General features: G+C 65.0%; 13 protein-coding genes and 2 pseudogenes. 6 read left to right on the plus strand and 9 right to left on the minus strand.

Annotated elements, in window-relative coordinates:
* The first annotated feature begins 2 nt into the window (after positions 1–2).
* Positions 3–377, plus strand: a complete 375-nt coding sequence (locus JYA52_RS12515; RefSeq protein ID WP_276208574.1) for a PH domain-containing protein — start codon at positions 3–5, stop codon at positions 375–377.
* Positions 378–481: 104 nt separating this feature from the next.
* Positions 482–1,264 carry a GntR family transcriptional regulator gene (locus JYA52_RS12520; protein WP_205653516.1) on the plus strand — a complete coding sequence of 261 codons (783 nt, stop codon included), beginning with the start codon at positions 482–484 and terminating at the stop codon, positions 1,262–1,264.
* A 188-nt stretch (positions 1,265–1,452) separates the two neighbouring features.
* Here the strand turns inward: JYA52_RS12520 and JYA52_RS12525 are convergent, their stop codons facing one another.
* From JYA52_RS12525 to JYA52_RS12545, 5 genes are all read right to left on the minus strand, one after another.
* Positions 1,453–2,301 (minus strand): esterase/lipase family protein, encoded by an 849-nt coding sequence (locus tag JYA52_RS12525; RefSeq protein ID WP_205653517.1) that lies wholly within the window; start codon positions 2,299–2,301, stop codon positions 1,453–1,455.
* Positions 2,302–2,844: 543 nt separating this feature from the next.
* Positions 2,845–3,429 (minus strand): hypothetical protein, encoded by a 585-nt coding sequence (locus tag JYA52_RS12530; protein ID WP_205653518.1) that lies wholly within the window; start codon positions 3,427–3,429, stop codon positions 2,845–2,847.
* An 84-nt stretch (positions 3,430–3,513) separates the two neighbouring features.
* Entirely contained in the window at positions 3,514–4,812 is a 1,299-nt protein-coding gene (locus JYA52_RS12535) for a S8 family serine peptidase (protein ID WP_205653519.1), read from the minus strand.
* A 50-nt stretch (positions 4,813–4,862) separates the two neighbouring features.
* Positions 4,863–5,876, minus strand: coding sequence for a nucleoside hydrolase (locus JYA52_RS12540; protein WP_205653520.1), 1,014 nt, complete (start codon positions 5,874–5,876; stop codon positions 4,863–4,865).
* A 42-nt stretch (positions 5,877–5,918) separates the two neighbouring features.
* The gene (locus JYA52_RS12545) at positions 5,919–7,355 is read right to left on the minus strand and encodes an MFS transporter (RefSeq protein ID WP_205653521.1); all 1,437 of its coding nucleotides are present in this window, start codon (positions 7,353–7,355) and stop codon (positions 5,919–5,921) included.
* 141 nt (positions 7,356–7,496) lie between these two features.
* On the opposite strand from JYA52_RS12545, the gene JYA52_RS12550 reads away from it, so the two are divergent.
* The 4 genes and pseudogenes from JYA52_RS12550 to JYA52_RS22500 all read left to right on the plus strand — a co-directional run.
* Positions 7,497–8,369 (plus strand): ribokinase, encoded by an 873-nt coding sequence (locus JYA52_RS12550; RefSeq protein WP_205653522.1) that lies wholly within the window; start codon positions 7,497–7,499, stop codon positions 8,367–8,369.
* A complete protein-coding gene (locus tag JYA52_RS12555) occupies positions 8,366–8,905 on the plus strand; it encodes a GNAT family N-acetyltransferase (protein WP_205653523.1) in 540 nt (179 codons plus the stop codon). Before JYA52_RS12550 ends, JYA52_RS12555 begins: the two co-directional genes overlap by 4 nt.
* Before the next feature lie 23 nt (positions 8,906–8,928).
* A pseudogene (locus JYA52_RS12560) lies at positions 8,929–9,562 on the plus strand (DeoR/GlpR family DNA-binding transcription regulator); the annotation flags it as partial.
* Positions 9,559–9,904: pseudogene (locus JYA52_RS22500) on the plus strand (YciI-like protein); the annotation flags it as partial. The pseudogenes JYA52_RS12560 and JYA52_RS22500, both read left to right, overlap by 4 nt.
* A gap of 204 nt (positions 9,905–10,108) precedes the next feature.
* On the opposite strand, the gene JYA52_RS12565 reads toward JYA52_RS22500, so the two are convergent.
* Genes JYA52_RS12565 through JYA52_RS12580 form a run of 4 tightly spaced genes read right to left on the minus strand, consistent with a single transcriptional unit; the run spans position 10,109 to position 16,837 of the window.
* Positions 10,109–11,242, minus strand: a complete 1,134-nt coding sequence (locus JYA52_RS12565; protein ID WP_205653524.1) for a Wadjet anti-phage system protein JetD domain-containing protein — start codon at positions 11,240–11,242, stop codon at positions 10,109–10,111.
* Positions 11,239–14,673 carry an ATP-binding protein gene (locus JYA52_RS12570; RefSeq protein ID WP_205653525.1) on the minus strand — a complete coding sequence of 1,145 codons (3,435 nt, stop codon included), beginning with the start codon at positions 14,671–14,673 and terminating at the stop codon, positions 11,239–11,241. Before JYA52_RS12570 ends, JYA52_RS12565 begins: the two co-directional genes overlap by 4 nt.
* Positions 14,670–15,368, minus strand: a complete 699-nt coding sequence (locus JYA52_RS12575) for a DUF4194 domain-containing protein (RefSeq protein ID WP_205653526.1) — start codon at positions 15,366–15,368, stop codon at positions 14,670–14,672. The genes JYA52_RS12570 and JYA52_RS12575 overlap by 4 nt, the downstream gene beginning before the upstream one ends.
* A complete protein-coding gene (locus tag JYA52_RS12580; protein WP_205653527.1) occupies positions 15,365–16,837 on the minus strand; it encodes a DUF3375 domain-containing protein in 1,473 nt (490 codons plus the stop codon). Before JYA52_RS12580 ends, JYA52_RS12575 begins: the two co-directional genes overlap by 4 nt.
* Positions 16,838–17,124: the final 287 nt, after the last annotated feature.

The following is a 17,124-nucleotide window of genomic DNA, read 5'->3' on the forward strand; positions in this document are numbered from 1 at the left end:
CCTTGGAGGCAGCAGCAGTAACCACGTGGATGTTCGTCGATGAATGTCCGATCCCCAATGACGTTGCGGAGCTTATGCTCCCGGGCGAGCAGCCCGTGGCCGCGTACAAGACATTCCGGGACAGCGCCGTTTTCACGACCAAGCGGATGATCGTCCGGGATGCCCAGGGCCTGACGGGTAAGAAGGTGGAGGTGTACTCGCTGCCCTACTCCGCCATCAACATGTGGTCCTCGGAGAACGCCGGAAAATTTGATCTCGACGCTGAGCTGGAGATGTGGACCCGTGCGGGGCACATCAAGATCAAGGTGGGGAAGAAGGTCGATGTGCGGCGCCTGGACATGCTGATCGCGACTTCGGTCCTCGGCGCGCAGCACTGATTTCGGATGCTCTCCTGGGCACTCTGAGGTAAGGCTTCCACCTTGTCCAACAAACGCGTAGCACTTGTTAGGCTGGATCAACCACAGATCTAAGCGAGGCAAACGTGCACGAGGACGCCGCCAGGTTCCTGTCCCAGCCGGTGGAGGCCCAGACCGGCTCGCCGCTCCGGGTTGCCGTCTACTCCCGGATCGCCGAGGCCATCCGCAACAACCTGCTCACCCCCGGCTCCATGCTCCCCACCGAGACCGACCTCGGCGCGGACATGAAGGTCAGCCGCACCGTGGTCCGCGAAGCCCTGATGCTGCTCGAGGAGGACGGCCTCATCCGGGCCCGCCGCGGCGTCGGCCGGTTCGTCTCCGACACCCTCCCTCGCATCGGCATCGAACGGATCCGCCCCTTCGAGGAAGTCCTCGGCGGCCCCGGACAGCACCTTGAAATCAAACGCATCCAGCGGGAACGGCAGCCCGCCTCCGAGTTTGTTGCCCCCGGCGTCGGCGTCGAGCCCGGCGCCGACTGCTGGCTATGGGAATCGGTCCTGATCCGCGACGGCGAAGCCATCGCCCACCTGCAGGAAAACATCTCCGCGGGGCCGCTCCGTGTCGGCAAAGCCGCCCCCGCACCGCTGGAGATCGACGACGACGGCGGCACCACGCTGCTCGCCGCCCTCAACTCCCGCATCGGCCGGGTTCTGGGGCCGGGCGAATGCCAGATCGGCCTGAGCCAGGTGGGCCCCAGCCGTGCCAAGCTGCTCGACCTGCGCGCCCCGGATCCGGTCCTCGTGCTGACGCAGTACGTCAGGCACGGAAACCGGCCCTTCTACCTGGCCAAGTGCCTGGTCGCGGCACGCGCCGGGCACCTGTCCGTGATGCAGTCGCTCCAGTCCTGAGGCGAATAAGTCCGGCTGAGCTGAGGCGGCCCTTCCCCGCATAACCGGTCCGGTCCCCGGCCGTTCAAGCGGGCGAAGGCCGTTCATGCGGTGGAGGCCACGGGCCGTTACCCGCGACGGCCTTGCAAGCGTTCACGCGGCCATGTGCCCAGCCCCCACTCGTCCGGGCGCTCTGCCGTTATCCACTGCTAAAGGCACTTGGGCTGGTAGGCCGGGTCAGCCGGACCGGACACCTTACCCAGCGCGTGGGCCACGAACTGGTGCACCACGGGGTCGTTTGGCGTCTGGTCATGTTCGAAGACGTCGGCGGGGCACTTGTCCTGGATGGTGATGTTAGTGACCTGCCGCGCCGGACCGTTGAGGAACTGGCTGTTGTAGGGGATGACCACTTCGTCGTGGACCGTGGAGATGACCGTGTAGGAGGGACCTGCAACAGTATCCCCGATGGAGTTGAGCTTCTCCATGAACGCCGACCCTGCCTGCTGGTCGGCGCAGGCGGCACAGCCCAGGCCGGTGTAGTCCGGATCCGGGACAAAGCCCGGCGGCGGGACGATCACACCTTCGGTGCCGTGGTTGGAGGGTGCGACCCCAATGAGCTGATGGACGTATTTGGCGCCGCCGAGAAAGCCAATGTAGTACCGGGGCATCATGCCGCCTTGGCTGTGGCCTACCAGATTCACTTTCTTGGCGCCGGTGGCGGCAAGCACTGACTCCACGAACGGTGCGAGTTCCTGCGCCGATTCGGCCACCGGCGCGGTGGCATACACGCCGTTCGTCTCGCCGTAGTTGAGGGCGAAAACGCAGTACCCGGCGCTCTTGAGGTAGGGCGACAGGGTGGACCAGTTCTTCTCCATGCTCTCGAAAGTTCCAGGCACCAGAATGACCGGATACGGGTGCTCGGCAGTCGGTTTGCAGGACCAGTCATTGGCTCCCGGCGGGGAAATCTCAACGACTCCGGCTTGGGCCGGAGCTGCGGCCAAGGAAATCGTAAGCGCAGCAACGGCGGCAACGGACAGGGCTCTGGTGAGCAGCGACATGAAAACCTCTTTGTTCGTGTGTCAACGGAACCGGGGCAGAAAGTAGAAACTGGTTCGGCGTGCCAACCAGGGTTTGCCCGGGTACTCAAATGTAGGCAGCGCGGAGTCCGGTGCGGCCATGGTTTTGCACGGATGTGCGCGGAATTCGGCTGCCTGGCGAAGCCTGTCTGCGCTGCAGTGACGCTCCTGTCCCGAGCCAAAGCTACTGGTCAGTAACCATTTTCTAGGGCGACAGCCAGGAAAAACGGCCAAACGCGCCTGCACAAAAGTGCAATGGCCGAATGGCAGTGAAGCAGGTCAGGGAACATCGGATGTTGCTGCCGAGGAATTCTCCGGCGAGGCTAGGAGCCGTGCCCTGCAGGTGGTCCGAGGCAGCCTGGTGGGCGCCGTCCGCATCGTGCTGACGCAGTACGTCAGACATGCGAACCGGCCCTTCTACTTGACCAAAATGCCTGGTTGCGGCACGCGCCGGGCACATCTTGCTGATGCACTCGCTGCAGTCGTAGGCCGAACTAATATGCGGGGCCCGCTAAAGGGAAGTTTCTATCTTTCCGGGTCCAGCATGAACGACAGCCACCATGCGTCTCCCCTAATCTGAGACAGCCTCATCTGAGCATCAAAGTCCTTGAGCTTCCCGCGCGCTTCACAGGTGATCCAACTGCTGTTCGTGTACTGCAGCTCGCAGTTTTCCTCGTTGATGACCAGCTTTCCCTGCCACCCGCTGTCACGGATAATCCGTTCCACGTCTGCCCGCGTCATGCCCTGGCCTTCAGGCCCCGACCACTGCCGGTGCAGGGACGGGCAGGGTGCAGTCACCGCCCCGCAGGGAAGGAATGCCGTGGCTTGAACGATCCGCCCTGACCTTCCCTGCACATTCCCGAGCTTGAAGCCCTCAGGAACTGCAAGGTCGTCTGCTTCACGTAGCATCTCATTGGTTCTAGCCGCCTCCAGAAACCCGCTGGCAACCACGAAGGCGGCAATCAGCAGCACCGTTGCACTGCTCAGGATCAAGGCAGTCCGGCGCTTCTTCAGGCTGTTGAGGACAAGAGCAATAACGCCGACAAGAACGGTGACCATGACAGACACAAGGATCACCGGGAAGTTCACTGTGAAGGCAGGGTATTCCATGGGCTCCGTCCGAGCTTAGGCGGCCCTCCCCCGCATAACCGGTCCGGGCCCCGGCCTTTCATGCTGGCGCGGGCCGGTCATGCGCTAGTGCAAGGGGCAATCACCATCGACGGCCTTGCAGGCATTCACGCGGCCGTGCTCCCAGAGGGTGCCCGTTCCATCAATATTGTCAGCGGTGAGTTCGACCTTGTCGCGGACTGCATCGTTATCGATGTCGGCAGATGTGCTCCAGACAAGCGCGGCAACGCCGGCCACAATCGGTGAGGCCATTGAGGTGCCGCTGCCAATGTCATAACCCGTGGACCGGCCATTCTGCGTCCCCAGGACGAAGGGGTGGTTCGGGAAGGTCGAGTAGACATTAACACCCGGCGCCGCGAGATCCACCCATTTACCATAGGTCGAGAACGACGCTTTGACATCCCTGTTGTCCGTTGCAGCCACGGCAATAACGTTGGGATACGCGCCAGGGTAGATCTTGGCCTGCGTACCGGCATTGCCGGCCGCGGCTACTATCACCACGCCTCGGTTCCATGCGTTGTTGACGGCAGTTTCCAGCGTGCGTGACGAGACACGCTGTCCGAGGCTCATGTTGATCACTTTGGCACCGTTGGCGGCGGCCCAGCTGATGCCGTTTGCAATGGCCGAGCTGGAGCCGGACCCGCTGTCATTGAGCACCTTGACATCCAGGATGGTGCAGTCCGGGCAGACACCGGCAACACCTATCGTGTTGTTGGCTTTGGCGGCAACGATGCCGGCGACGTGGGTGCCGTGGCCGTACTTGTCCTCAGGGTCTGCTTTGGGATCTTCTTTGGTGTCCGCACTCACGAAGTTGGCGAATCCAACAACCTGCGGTGCGATGTCGTCGTGGACATTAGCCACCCCTGAATCGAGAATGGCGACTGGTGTGCCTTTCACGGTCGCGGCGGTCCACGCTTCGACGGCATCGACATCGGCGTCCGCTGTGCCGTCGGCCGCCACCGGCGTGCCGTTGGCGCTGGTGAGAGACTGACCAGTGTTCTGCAGGGCGTACTGTTGCGGGAAGTACTGGTCATTGGTGGCGGCAGTAACCTGCTCGTCCGGCTCGGCGTACTCAACTACCGGGTTCCGGCTCAAGGCTTCGATGAGCTGCAGTTCTTTACCGGCGGGCACCTTGATGAGTTGAGCGCCAGTGCTGCCGATACCGGGGCCCTCCCTGAGGCCGTGCTGGCGCAGGGCGCCAGCCGCCGCACCCTTGTCGCGGAATTTGACCATGATCTGTCCCGCAACATGTGATGACTGGGTCGCCGCGTTGCCCGGCGCCACGGCGTTGCCCGGGGCTGCCAGGGTGATTCCGCCGAACCCCATGGCTACCGCGGCGACGCTGGCTATAACGATCTTTTTCATAAAGAGCATCTTGCTTCAATCTGCACCAGCTAGATAGAGCTGTCGCCCAATTACACGGCCGGTGACGTGGCCGCGGAGGCGAGGGCCGGCGTCGTACTCTCAGTGAGCGACAGCAGCACCTCCACCAGGTGTGGCGCGAAGTCGCCGTCGAGCGCCAGCACCACCCGGCAGCGGGCGCCGGCCTGCTCCGGGTAGTCCAAGTAGAGTCCGCGGAGGTCGCAGACGGTCTGGCCGCGGCCGGGACCGTCGGTGGTGTCGACGGCGACATGCACCACCGGGGCGACGGCGGCCTTGACGCCGCCCACCGCGAGAGCCGCAGCGAGGGGGTCGTGCATGGCCGAGCAGGCCCGGCCGAAGATGCCCTCGTAGAACCGGAAGTAGTAGCCGAGCATCTCCCCCAGCGCCTGCGGAACCGGGTGGCCGGCGGCCAGCAGCTCCTGCCGGTGGCTTTCCTCCAGCACGTTGGACATGGTCACGTCCAGCGGCACCAGGGTGACGTTCCAGCCGGCGGCGAAGACATCCGCGGCGGCCTCGGGGTCGTTGGCGATGTTCGCCTCCGCCACCGCCGTGATGTTGCCGGGGGCCAGCGCCGCACCGCCCATGATGGTGATCTCCTCCACCAGCCGGGGCAGCTCCGGTTCCAGCCGCAGGGCCTCGGCGATGTTGGTGAGCGGGCCGATGGCCAGGACCCGCAGCGTGCCGGGCTGCTCGTGGGCAAGCCGCACCAACATCTCCGCCGCGGTCTCGGACGCGAGTTCAGCCGCCGCCGTCGAAAGGGAGACCTCGCCGATGCCGTTGGCGCCGTGGACATGCGGGGCGCCGCCGTGGAACGTGCCGGTCTGCGGGTCGTGGGCTCCGAGGGCGACGGGGATGTGCGCGTGCCCGGCGAGCTGGAGCAGGTCCAGGGTGTTCCGGGCGCCGACGGCGGCACTGACGTTGCCGCTGACGGTGCCGATCCCCCGCACGTCCGCCTGCGGGGAGGCGAGCAGGTAGGCCAGGGCGAGGGCGTCGTCGATGCCGGTGTCGCAGTCGAGGTAGAACGGGTGGCTGATGGACGTGGTCATGGCGGTGGTTCTCGTTTCGTTGGTGCTGGGGTTGGCGTGGGGCTAGAGGGATTCGCCCTTGGGGGCGGCGACGAAGAGGCTGACGATGAACGCGGCGGCGGTGATGGCCACCGAGATCCAGAGGGCGGTGGCATAACCGGCGGAGGTGGCCTGGGCGGCGAACGGCGCAACGAGCACGACGCCGAGGCTCGCGCCGATGCCGAAGGAGGCGCCGTTGATGCCAGGCAGGGCAGCGGGGGCCTCCTTGGGCGAGAGCAGGACGGAGAGTCCGTTGATGGCGGTGAGGAAGAAGCCGTTGTAGAAGATGCCGAGGGCGGCGACGGCGATCAGCACGGCCACCTGGTTGTCGGCGAACGTCGCGGCGATGATGGCGCAGGCGAGGCTGAGCCCGGTGCCGGCGCGGAGGGTTTTGATCCAGCCGCGGCGGTCGGCGAGCCAGCCGGCGAGGGGCGCGGCGAAGACGCCGATCAGTGCGGCGGGGGTCAGGAACAGCAGCGCGGACAGGGAGGCGCTGAGTCCGAAGCCATTCTTGGTGTCCTGGCTGAGCAGCACCACAGTGAAGTTGATGATGGCGAAGATGCCGGCGAGGGTCAGGACGGTGGTGGCGATTACCGGCCAGACCTGGCGGGAGCGCAGGTGGTGGACGGCGATGAGCGGGTGGCTGCGCTTCTTCTCGATCATCCAGAAGGCGGCGAAGGACGCGACGGTGCCGGCCAGCAGGGCCAGGGTGCTGGGCGCGGTCCAGCCGGCGGCCGAGCCGCCGGAGACGAAGTAGGTGATGAAGACCAGGAACAGGGACAGGGATCCGGCTCCCCACCAGTCCATCGCGCCGCGCACTCCCTGGGGGCGTCCGGCCGGGACGGTTTTGAGGATGCAGGCGGCGGCGATGGCGGTCAGGACCAGGACGACGACGAAGATGGACCGGAAGCCCAGTGTTTCGGCCATGAGGCCGCCGACGTAGCCGTCGACGCCGCCCACTCCCCCGTTGATGGCGGCGATGATGCCGACGGAGGTGCCGAAGAGGCGGGCCTGCAGGTTCTCGCTGAGGACGATGTAGGCGAGGGCGAAGACGGCGCTGGACACGCCCTGGAGGAACCTGCCGGCAATGAGCAGAGGCAAAGTGGGGGCGGCGATGCAGAGGATGGTGCCGGCGCCCATGATGGCCAGGACCAGGAGCAGGGCCGCGCGGCGGCCGATAAAGTCGCTCCACCGTCCGATCACCGGGCCGGCGATGGCGCCGGCGAGGAAGAACATGGACTGCACGGGTGCGGCGCTGTCGGCGCTCTGGCCGAAGGAGGCCGCGATCTGCGGCAGCGCAGGCGTGACCATGCTGGCGTTGAGCTGGAAGGACAGCACGCCGAGCAGCAGGGTGGAGATGAGGAGGGCGGCGCGGCGCCCAGCGAATTGCGGCTGGCCTGCGTTTGTTTCGGCACCGACGACGGCTGGCGGCGGGGCGGTTGCGGTGGCTGGGGTGTTCACATCAAACTCCTTTGTTCTGCAGGCTGGTCCTGCTGTTGGGATGTGAGTTGTTATACAACCACGTATGACGCACAAGTACAACCATGGCGTACACTATTTCCTGATTCAGCCGCCCCTGGCTCGACCTGATAGGACTTCCTCATGAGCACTCGACTTCCTGCCGTCACCGTCGTTGGCAGCATTAACCTGGACATCATCGCCACCACGGACCGGCTCCCCACCGCCGGGGAAACCGTCGGCGGCGGTATCCTGCAGCAGCAGCCCGGCGGCAAGGGGGCCAACCAGGCAGTGGCCGCCGCACGCCTGGGCGGGAGCGCGAGGATGATCGGCGCTGTGGGCGACGACGCCCAGGGCCGCCTGATGCTTGATGCCTTGGCCGCTGCCGGCGTGGACACCGCCGATGTGGCAGTGCTCGACGGCGACGCGACCGGCACGGCGCTGATCGTGGTAGACCGCGAGGGCGAAAACCAGATCGTGGTGTGCCCGGGCGCCAACTCTGCGTTTTCGCTGGATGGCGTTTCGTTTGCGCCGGACGAGACGGTGCTGTGCCAGCTCGAGGTCGGACTGCCCGTGGTGCTGGAGGCCGCCCGGCGCTCCACCGGGTTCTTCGTGCTGAACGCCGCCCCGGCGATGGACCTGCCGGCGGAGCTGCTGGAGCGCTGCGACCTGGTGATCGTGAACGAGACCGAGTACGAGCTGATTCCGGCGCTGGCGGAGGCGAAGCTTGTCGCAGTGACGTACGGGAAGGACGGTTCGGCGATGTTCGAGCACGGACGGAAGGTGGCTGAGGCACCGGCCGCTTCCGTGGCTGTGGCCAATACGATCGGCGCGGGTGATGCGTTCTGCGCCGCGCTGGTTCTGGCACTCGGGGCTGGGCTAGACTATTCCGCGGCGTTGGCCGTGGCCAACGCTGTGGGGGCCGATGCGGTGAGTGATCCGTCATCGCAGCCGGCACTGGCACCGCTGGAAGAGTACGTTGCCCGGGTGGCTGAAGCCAGGGTTGCTGCGCGGTGAATCTGGTTTTCAGGCCGGCAACGCCCGCCGACTATTCGGAGGTCCGGAGAATAACCCGCGAGGCGTATCTCCATGCCGGGCATTTCACTGCCGACCACCCGTACATGAGCGTGCTGGCCAACGTGGAACACCGGGCGGAGCATGCTGAGGTGTGGGTGGCCGAAACGTCCGGCGCGGTGGTCGCGGCAGTGACGCTAACCTTCGCGGGACAGCCATACAGCGAGATCGCGATTGAAAATGAGCTCGAGTTCCGGATGCTCGCGGTCGATCTGGCGGTACAGGGCAGCGGGGTTGGCCGCACTGTTGTCCGCCGGATTATTGAACACGCGCAGTCATTGCCGGCTATCAGCGCGATCAGCATCACGAGTGCGACCTTTATGGAACGGGCCCATGGTCTCTATGAATCCCTGGGCATCCAAAGGGTTCCGGCCCGTGACTGGTATGTGCCCGGCGAGAACGTTCTGCTTTGGGTATTCCGGCTAGAGCTGTCGATGGTTGAGCTTGTCGAAACCGTGCCTGACAAGAGCGGTGGTTGAGCCTGCCGAAACCCGAAAGGCATGGCCGGCTGGCCCGCACCTACGGCGGTGCCATGGCCCTGGGTGCGCACCACCCGGAGGCGTCGCTGCGGCAGCGCACGGGTGAGGCGTTTGAGCAGAAGCATGCGATCGCCCGCTGGGCGGCGTCCGTGATCCAGCCCGGGGAGAGCATCCTGCTCGACGCCGGCTCCACCGTGGGTGCCCTGGCGCATGAGCTGCGCGGCTTCGAGAAGCTGTCCGTGACGACGCCGGGTATCAACACCATGCAGGAGCTGGCCGATTCGGAGGGCATCGATGTGGACTGCCTGGGCGGCCGGCTGCGGAGCCTGAGCCAGAGCTTCGTGGGCCCGCTGGCCGAGGCGGCGCTGGAGCGGATGAGCTTTGACCGGGTGTTCCTGGGCGCCGACGCCGTCACCGCCGAGGACGGCATCTGCGAGGCTAACCACGCCCAAACCGTCTCAAGGAGTTCATGGCGCGGCGGGGCCGCGAGGTCTACGTGGTGGCGGATTCGTCCAAGCTCGGCCTCCGGCCTTTCCATGCGTGGGCGCGCTTGGCTTTGCCCTGGACCTTGTAACGGACGACGGCCCGGACGCGGGGCAGGTGCGGAAGTTTAGGGATGCGGGGGTTCAGGTTGAAGTGGCCGCGGTCACGGGTTGAATCCCCGTGGGTACGCTACTTCTAGCAACGAGCGAACCCACGGGCACGCAGTGCTCGCATACCTCTACGTCGACAACTACCTTCAGACCCGCGAAAAGTACCGCTCAGTCCACCTCATGGCGGCGTGGGAAGCAGTCGAACGCGGCGATCTTCTGCTAGGTGGAGCCGTTGGTGACGGACCCTTCAGTGGGTTGCTGATATTCACGGGCGAAAACGCACTCGAAGCCGCACGAGCTTTTGCAGCCGCCGATCCCCTACGTCACCGGTGGCGTCGTGACGTCGTGGACCGCTCGCCCATGGAGAACGGTGGTGGGAAAAGAGGCGGCGACACCCGTTCGCCCCCAAGCCCATCAGCCCCATGTCACCGCAAGGCAGGACGTGCTGCTGAGGGTGTTTACTCGGGAGCTTTGATCGTGGTGGCCTGCTTTAGGCGGGGATTGAGCCCCTAGTTGAGGCCACCCAGTCCGAGCTGGCGACGACTAGATGCAGCTGGCCGGACAAAGATGTCTGGGACCGCTGGAACGGAAGTAGACCAAGCGCAACCGGTCAGCGCCGTGTCGAGATGAGCACCGCCATGGCGGTCATCCAGTCGATCCGTTCCTGTTCTAGACGCACGTTGCCGCGTACCGCCAGCTGTTCCACTACGGCAAGCTCCTCCGGCAAAAGGTGCTGCATGAACCCAACGGCCGGTTTGGGCTCGTGTCCCCACAGGTCTTTGAACGCCTCCAACGTGGCCACGTCCATCAACACCGTGACGACGGCAATGTTTTGGGCCCGCAAGCGGTTCAAAATGCCAAACCCGTGGCTGTCTAGATCGCCCCAATAGACGACGCCATGGTCGCGGATCCACGGGATGCGGGCCAACCTGTCCACTGCGTAGCCGGAGCCATGGACCACCACAGCGCCCGGCAGAGGTGGCATGGCCAACACGGACTCCAGATTCTCAAACACGTAGACCACCTCGGGGCTCAGGTCCATAGCGGCCAACTCCGTGACCGGTGCAGCCAGATCCGCCAATCCGCCCGGCGCCAGAGCGGGGTCGAGGAAACGCACGCGGACCAGGTCCGGTTTGTCCGCCAGTCCCAACCCACTTCTACCGGTGGCTGCTTCATGCAGTCGCGTGACGAGGGGCCTGTACTTCTGGACCCATTTGGTGTCGACTCCGCGGATGGGCAATTGGCGGATGTACAGTCCGGACGCCGGATGCACTCTGAGCCATTCCAGTACGCCGGCGAGCCGGGTGAAGTCTTCGGGAGCCAAGGCGGCAAGTTCCACAGCGCTGCGGCCCACCGCGCTCGCAAACCGGTCCGAAGGGGGCAGCGGTACCGAGTCGAGCAGTGCTTTGGCCCTGAAGGATGCCCGTTGCCAGTGGGTGGTTTTGCCGGCAAATGCAGCGACAGCCCCGGGGGTGTCGAGTTGCACACGGTCGGGAATCCGCTGCTGGCCCAGGCTGGCCCAGCGGCGTTCCGTCCACAACACGTCGGCGGCCCCTTCCCATGACTTGGCCCAGTCGACGGCGGCGGACACGGAGGCCAATGCCTGTGCTTCGGTGGGCGGATGCAAGGGGATGCCAAAGGGAAGCGACGCGTCGTCGCCTACGGACCACGAGCCAACGTGGCGGTTGTATTTCTTGAGCGCCTGCGCGGCCGCCCCGGCAGGTGTCACCGGCGTGGGGCTCAAAACAGCGCGCCCGTCTCCGCAGGATCTTCAGCATCCAGGGTTTCCAGCAGCCCTGTGCCGGCCGGCTGCTCCCGGACCGGCACCTCGGCAGGCGGTGGCGCAGAGTCCGGACCCTCGCCGTCGTCCATGGACAGGGAGCCGATGCGGGAGTCCTGGAACTCCCGGCAGGTGACCACGGCCATGCCCCCAATGTAGTCCTCCAGCGTTTGCAGGAGTTTCAGCGGGGTGGCGAGCACCATGTGGAAACCGAATTCAGTGAAGACATCCATGGCGATGCGGGTGAAGTTGCTGTCCGCCTTATCGAACGCCTCGTCCATGATGACGGTTCCGTAGCGCGGCACGTCCTCGTCATCGCCGGCCAGCTGGTAGCGCAGGGCCGCGGCCAGGCAAAACGTGACAAGCTTTTGTCGCTGACCGCCGGAGAGACCCGCGCTGGAATCGTATACATTGAGCTGCCTGCCGGCGGAGTCCACCTCTGTGGCGGTGAAGCGCACGTGCAGCCGGGTGTCCAGGCATTGGTTCCGCCAGGAGGTGTCGCCGGGTTCGCTCGAGGCGAGTTTCTCCATGATGCGCCGCATGACTTCGAACTTGGCTTCGGCATCGTCGCGGCTCTGGGCCACCCATGAGCCCGTACTGATGTCCTGCAGGTCGCTGAGGAACTTCCTGCCCAGCTCGCCCCGGTTCTCCTTTACAACGATCTTCAGGAACCGCCCGGCGTCGAAGGCAGACCGTTTGAGGGAGCCGTTGATGGGGGCCACCCTGTCGCGCACTTCCAAGGGCGCGCGGCGGATCTCATTGGCCAATGTGGCCACATTTTGCTGCGACTGGCGTTCCATGAGTTCGAAGAACCGGGTCTCAAAGTCCGGCAGGCGGTCCGCGACAAGCTGCTCCAACAGAGCAAGATATCCGCCGCCATCCTCCACCTGGTCGGTCAAGTCCCCGGCTTTGGCGGGCCAAAGACGCCGGAACTCTCCTGCCAGCGAGGCGAAGGCTGTTCGGGCGGCTGCGGCCTGGGACGTGGCCTGCTTTTCCTCCGCGCTCAACCCAGTGGCCACCGTCAGTGCGACTTCGTCGATCACCTCGTGGACGATGCTGCGGCGCTGCCTCAGGAACCGTTCCCGCAGACTGGCTGCAAGCTCCTCAGGCACGTCGGCCGACGCGGCAACACGCGGTTCAAGCCCTAACACGGTGCGGTCCAATCCCGCCAGTTGTGTTCTGACTTCAGCCAGCGACTCCATGGCGGCCTGCTGGGCCTTCTGCGCAGCCGCCCAGCGCGCCCTGGCCTCCTTCGCGACAGCTTCGGCTGCTCGAAGGTTGCCACTCGCCGCGAGGATCTCCGCCAGCCGTTCTTTGTGGCTCTCCACCCTGGCGCGGGCCCGGCCAGCATCCAGTTGGTCCCAGCCTTGGGTTTCAGTCAGTGCCAGTGCCTCGGCGCGCAGGCGTTCGACCTCGCGCCGATTCTCAGCGGCGTCGACCCTGTCGGCGAGTTGGTCAGCCGTGGCTCGGGCGGCCTGGACCAGTGAACTCAGTAGCTCCAGTTTGTCGGCGTTGTCGAATCCGAGCACCCACGTTGAGCGGTCGTCCACCCGTGACCGATCGTCTTTTTCGTGTCGGGTGCGTGAGCGTTTGACCTGCCCGGCACGAGTGACGGCTTTCTCCGAACCGCCGAGTTCCGCGGGCGAATCGACGCATTCATAGTCATAGTTGCCTGACAGAACCGCGTGCAGCCAACCGGCCATAGGACCGTCGGCAACCTGGACCCGCGAGACCAAGGACCGCTCGGTCCGTGCGGGCCGCGGCGGCTCTGACCGGCTGGGGACGGACTCGAAGACGAGCCGCGCGCCCAGAAATAGCCCGTCGACGGCCTCGCGCACACGGTCAATGTGCTTCTCCGGGACGAGCATGACGGTGGCCAGCGGACGCAGCACCCGCTCGATGGCTCCGGTCCAGTCCGCGAATTCCTTCCGGACCTCTAACAGTTCACCGGCGAACGGAAACGCCGACGCCGGCAGGCCCGCCGCTTCGGCTACTACGGACCTCGCTGTGACCAGCCTGTCGCCGAGATTGGACCGTCGGCCGCGCAGGGATTTGAGCTCCGTTTCGAGGTCGCGGACTTTCGCTTTGGCGGCACCGCGGGCCTCATGAAGCTCATTGACGGTCTGTCTGCTAGCCGCCCGGGCGGCCTCCAAGCCGCTGCGTTCGGTGCGGGCCGCGGCCCGAAGTTCCTCGTACTCTTCGAAGCTGGCGGGGAAGCTAATGCCTACCGCCTCCAACTTTGAGGCCAGCTCCGCGCGCCGGCCCAGGACATCGCGTTCGCGTTCCTGAGCCATGTCCACCTGCGTCTGTTGGTCACGCACGGCCTGGCCGCCATGGCCGTCCACTTGCCGGCGGGCGGCCGAATGAGCCTCTTCCAATTCCTCCGTAGTGGCGGTGGCTAAATCGACGTCATGCTGGGCGGTGAGCGCGGCAGACTCCGCGGCCGCTTTGGCGTCCTTGGCCAGCTTGAGCTTCCATTCATCCCTAAAGCTGGTCAACGCCGCGGAAAGTGCGGCGGCCTCGGTGGCGCGCGCGCTGTTCAGCCCGAACGCGCGGGCCGGTTCCTCCATCCCCCGCAGATGTTCCACTTGCTCGCGCGCTTCCACCACCAGCCGGTGGGCCTCGGACAATTCGCCAAACTGCGCCACTGCGGTAGTGGCGATGTCGAACGTCTTTGGCCTGTCCAGCATGAATTGGCGGAATAGGTCATCAAGGCTGCCCAGCGACTTGGCCGATTGCGTCTTGTGCAGCAGAAGCACGGCATTTTCGCCGGAGATGCCCATCAGGCGGCAGAAGCGGCTGGCAAAGGCCGAATGCTTGTCGGTGACGTACGCGGCCGGCCAGGTGCTCTTGATGCGCCGGGTCTCGATGCCGTTGCGAAGGTAGTCGACAAACTCAGTGAGTTGAGCATCCTCCTGCAGGAGGATGCTCAATTCGCTGACGTCAGCGGGCGTGTTGGAGCCTCGGCGCAGGTGGTACAGCTTGAGCAACAGCACCGGCTTAGCCCCTGTGTTGTCGTTGTAGCGCAGCAGGATGCCGCTAAACGTGGCGCCGGTCCGCAGATATTCCGCACGCACTTCGCCCGTTTCGTCATCTGCGCTGCGCCGCCACGCGCCGCGGATGTAGCTCACAATAGTCCGGTCTTCTCCCCGGGCGGAGGCGTCCTGGGCGGCCGCGTTGAAATGCAGCTTTCCGCGGGGCGTCAGCACGGCTGAGATGGCATCGACCAGTGACGACTTTCCCGAGCCGGAATGGCCAGTCAGCAGGAAGCCCTTTCGTGCAATGTCCAGGCCGTGGTGGCCTTGAAACGTCCCCCAGTTGAGCAGCTCTACCCGTTCCAGCCGCCACTGACCGGTCCGGATGCCTGGCGCCGTGGCCGCCATCGTCATGCTCATTCTGTCTCCTCATCGGTGTCGGGCAGTTCTGCGGAATCGGTGTCGGGCAGTTCTGCGGAGCCGGGCTCCACCTCCGCCGCCAGCCGCCGGTACTCCGCCTGCACGGCTGCAATCTCCTCCGCACCGAAGACGAGCCTCAAGACGGGCGAAACCTCGAAACGGCCCTCCGTGCTAGTTGCAGCCAACAGCCCGTATTTGACCATTTTTTGCCAGGACGAGTTGATGCGTTTGGAGAATCCCGCGATGTCGGCATTGTCTTTCCCTCGGTAAACCTGCAGCTGATCGGCCACCTCGTCCGCGCCGACGATGGTTTTCCGACCGCCGCTTTCCTGCAGTAGCGTCTGCCGCAGGTGGAGCAGCAGCGCCGTGTCCAGGAACGTCAACGTGGCGGTGCGCATGACCTTTGGCGCGTCAACGTCCGCGGACGTGTTGCGGACGAAGGCGACCTGTGCGGCGTGATCAGTGACAAGGTCCAAGAACAGGTCGGCCAAGCTGGACCGGACGGCGTCCTCGTCGGACAAGAGCGCCGTCCAGAGGTTCCCGTGCCGGGAAGCGGAGAGATAGGGGCCCCGCAGAAGCTGGACGAGGACGCGGCGGGAAGGCTCGCGCAGGGTGCCGTTGTCGCCATCCCACAGCACGACGTCGGACACCGACTCCTCGCCTCCGGCCGGTCCGGGTACGCCTGATTCGCTCACGGGTGGATCCTTTCGGTGAAGAGGTAGCGGCCAACGGTGCCGCGGCGCGTGGTGCCGGAGCCGTTGGTGGAGGGTGCCGGAGGCTGCCAGGTGACGTCTTCACGGCCGCTCAGCGCGGTGGCGTGCTCTTCGGCGAGCACTAGGAGTCCGACGACGCTTGCCACACCTTGGGTGGCCGGACGATCAGCCAAAACGTCGGCAATGGTTGCAGAGCTTTGCCGACTCAGCACGGCATTTATATTCCCGGTCAATTCGATCATGTCGATCTCAGAGGCGCGGGCCAAAGCCCGGAGTTCCTCAATGTCCACTGTCTCGGCGTCATGCTCGGTGATCTCGCCAGCGGCTTCGAAGTCGGCCGGATTGTGCAGGTTTAAAGCGGCCACTGTATTGAGCGGAACACTGGTCAGGTCCAGCGACAATTCCGTCTTGGCATAGGGCTTCACCGATTGCGAGGTCTCTAAAGCTTGCCGCAATGCAGAACGCAGCCGCTGGTTGATCAGCCGGTCCTGTTCGAGTTCCTGGGACTGGACAAAGCGGCGCAGGCTGCGGCTGAACGCAGTCATGACGGCATGGATTTCGGAGCTACGGTCCTGGAGCGTGGGCAGAATCCGGCGCAGGGTCCTCACTTGCGTCGCGGAGAGCCGGGACGTGAATTCCCTGTCCATGATGGTGTCGATGCTGTCCTCGAAATCACGTCCCTGTTCCGGGTCAAGCAGTAAAGCGTAGAAGCCGGAAAAGCTCCGTCCAGCCTCTGACGCGGCCAAGAGATCAACACCGCGGAAGATGTCATCCAGGACGCTGCCGCGCGGGCCATCCTGTTCGATCAGCCGTTCCCGCAGGTCCCTGTTGAGTTGCTCAAGCTCGGACCGGACCCGGGCAAAATCACTGGGTATTTCTTCAATGAGCGACAGTACGTCGCGCAGCCGTTCAGCGGCCTGCTCTGCGGACAGCACGTCGACGTCCCCGCCGGCGGCACGCTCGATCTGGGCATCGATGCGGGCGCGTTCCTCATGCAGTGCCCGCAGCCGCGACGTACTGTCCGGGTCTGTCTCGCGGGCCAGCACGCGCACCCTGTCCAGGATGGTGGCAAGACGCGATTCGGTCACGGCCTGTCGTGGCTCAGACAACTCGGTGACAAAGCGAATGGCCTGCAGGGAACCGAGCGACAACTCAAAGGTCTCCTCGCGGGATCCCTCTGCCGTGCGACGGATCAGGATGCCGTCATTACGCCATGCCGTGCAATATGCCTGAGCCGTCTGCGGCAGGTCGAAGCCATTGCCGCGCAGCTCCTCCAGGTCCTCCTCAACCTGCTCAAAGAGCGCCGGCGCCGCCAACCGCCGTTGCTCGCCGCCCAGATGCTTGCTCAGCACAGCCACGGCGATGGCTGCGTTGTTTGCACGGAGCAGACGCCACGCCGGGTCTTCGCTCAACAGACGGGAGGCCGTGAGGGCGGCGCGGAGAACAGTCATGCGTCTCACACTAGTCAATGCCGCAGACAATGATTCCTTGCCAGATAAACCCGAAGTCCTCAAGGGTAAGCGCCATCGCCGCCCCTGTTGCTGCCGGCCAACCGGGTGATACAGCAGTAAGTTTGTAAGGGGTTTGTTTTACCATTGCGGGACAATCCGTGGAGGAACTCTTCGCCCGGTTCGAGGTGGGGGGCGTCCGTGATCGAACCCTGCGGGAACATCCTGCTCGACGCCGGCTCCAACGTGGGTGCCCTGGCCCAAGAACTGCGCGGGTTCGAGGAGCTCTC

This window comes from Arthrobacter pascens (assembly GCF_017052465.1).
Taxonomy (GTDB): domain Bacteria; phylum Actinomycetota; class Actinomycetes; order Actinomycetales; family Micrococcaceae; genus Arthrobacter; species Arthrobacter pascens.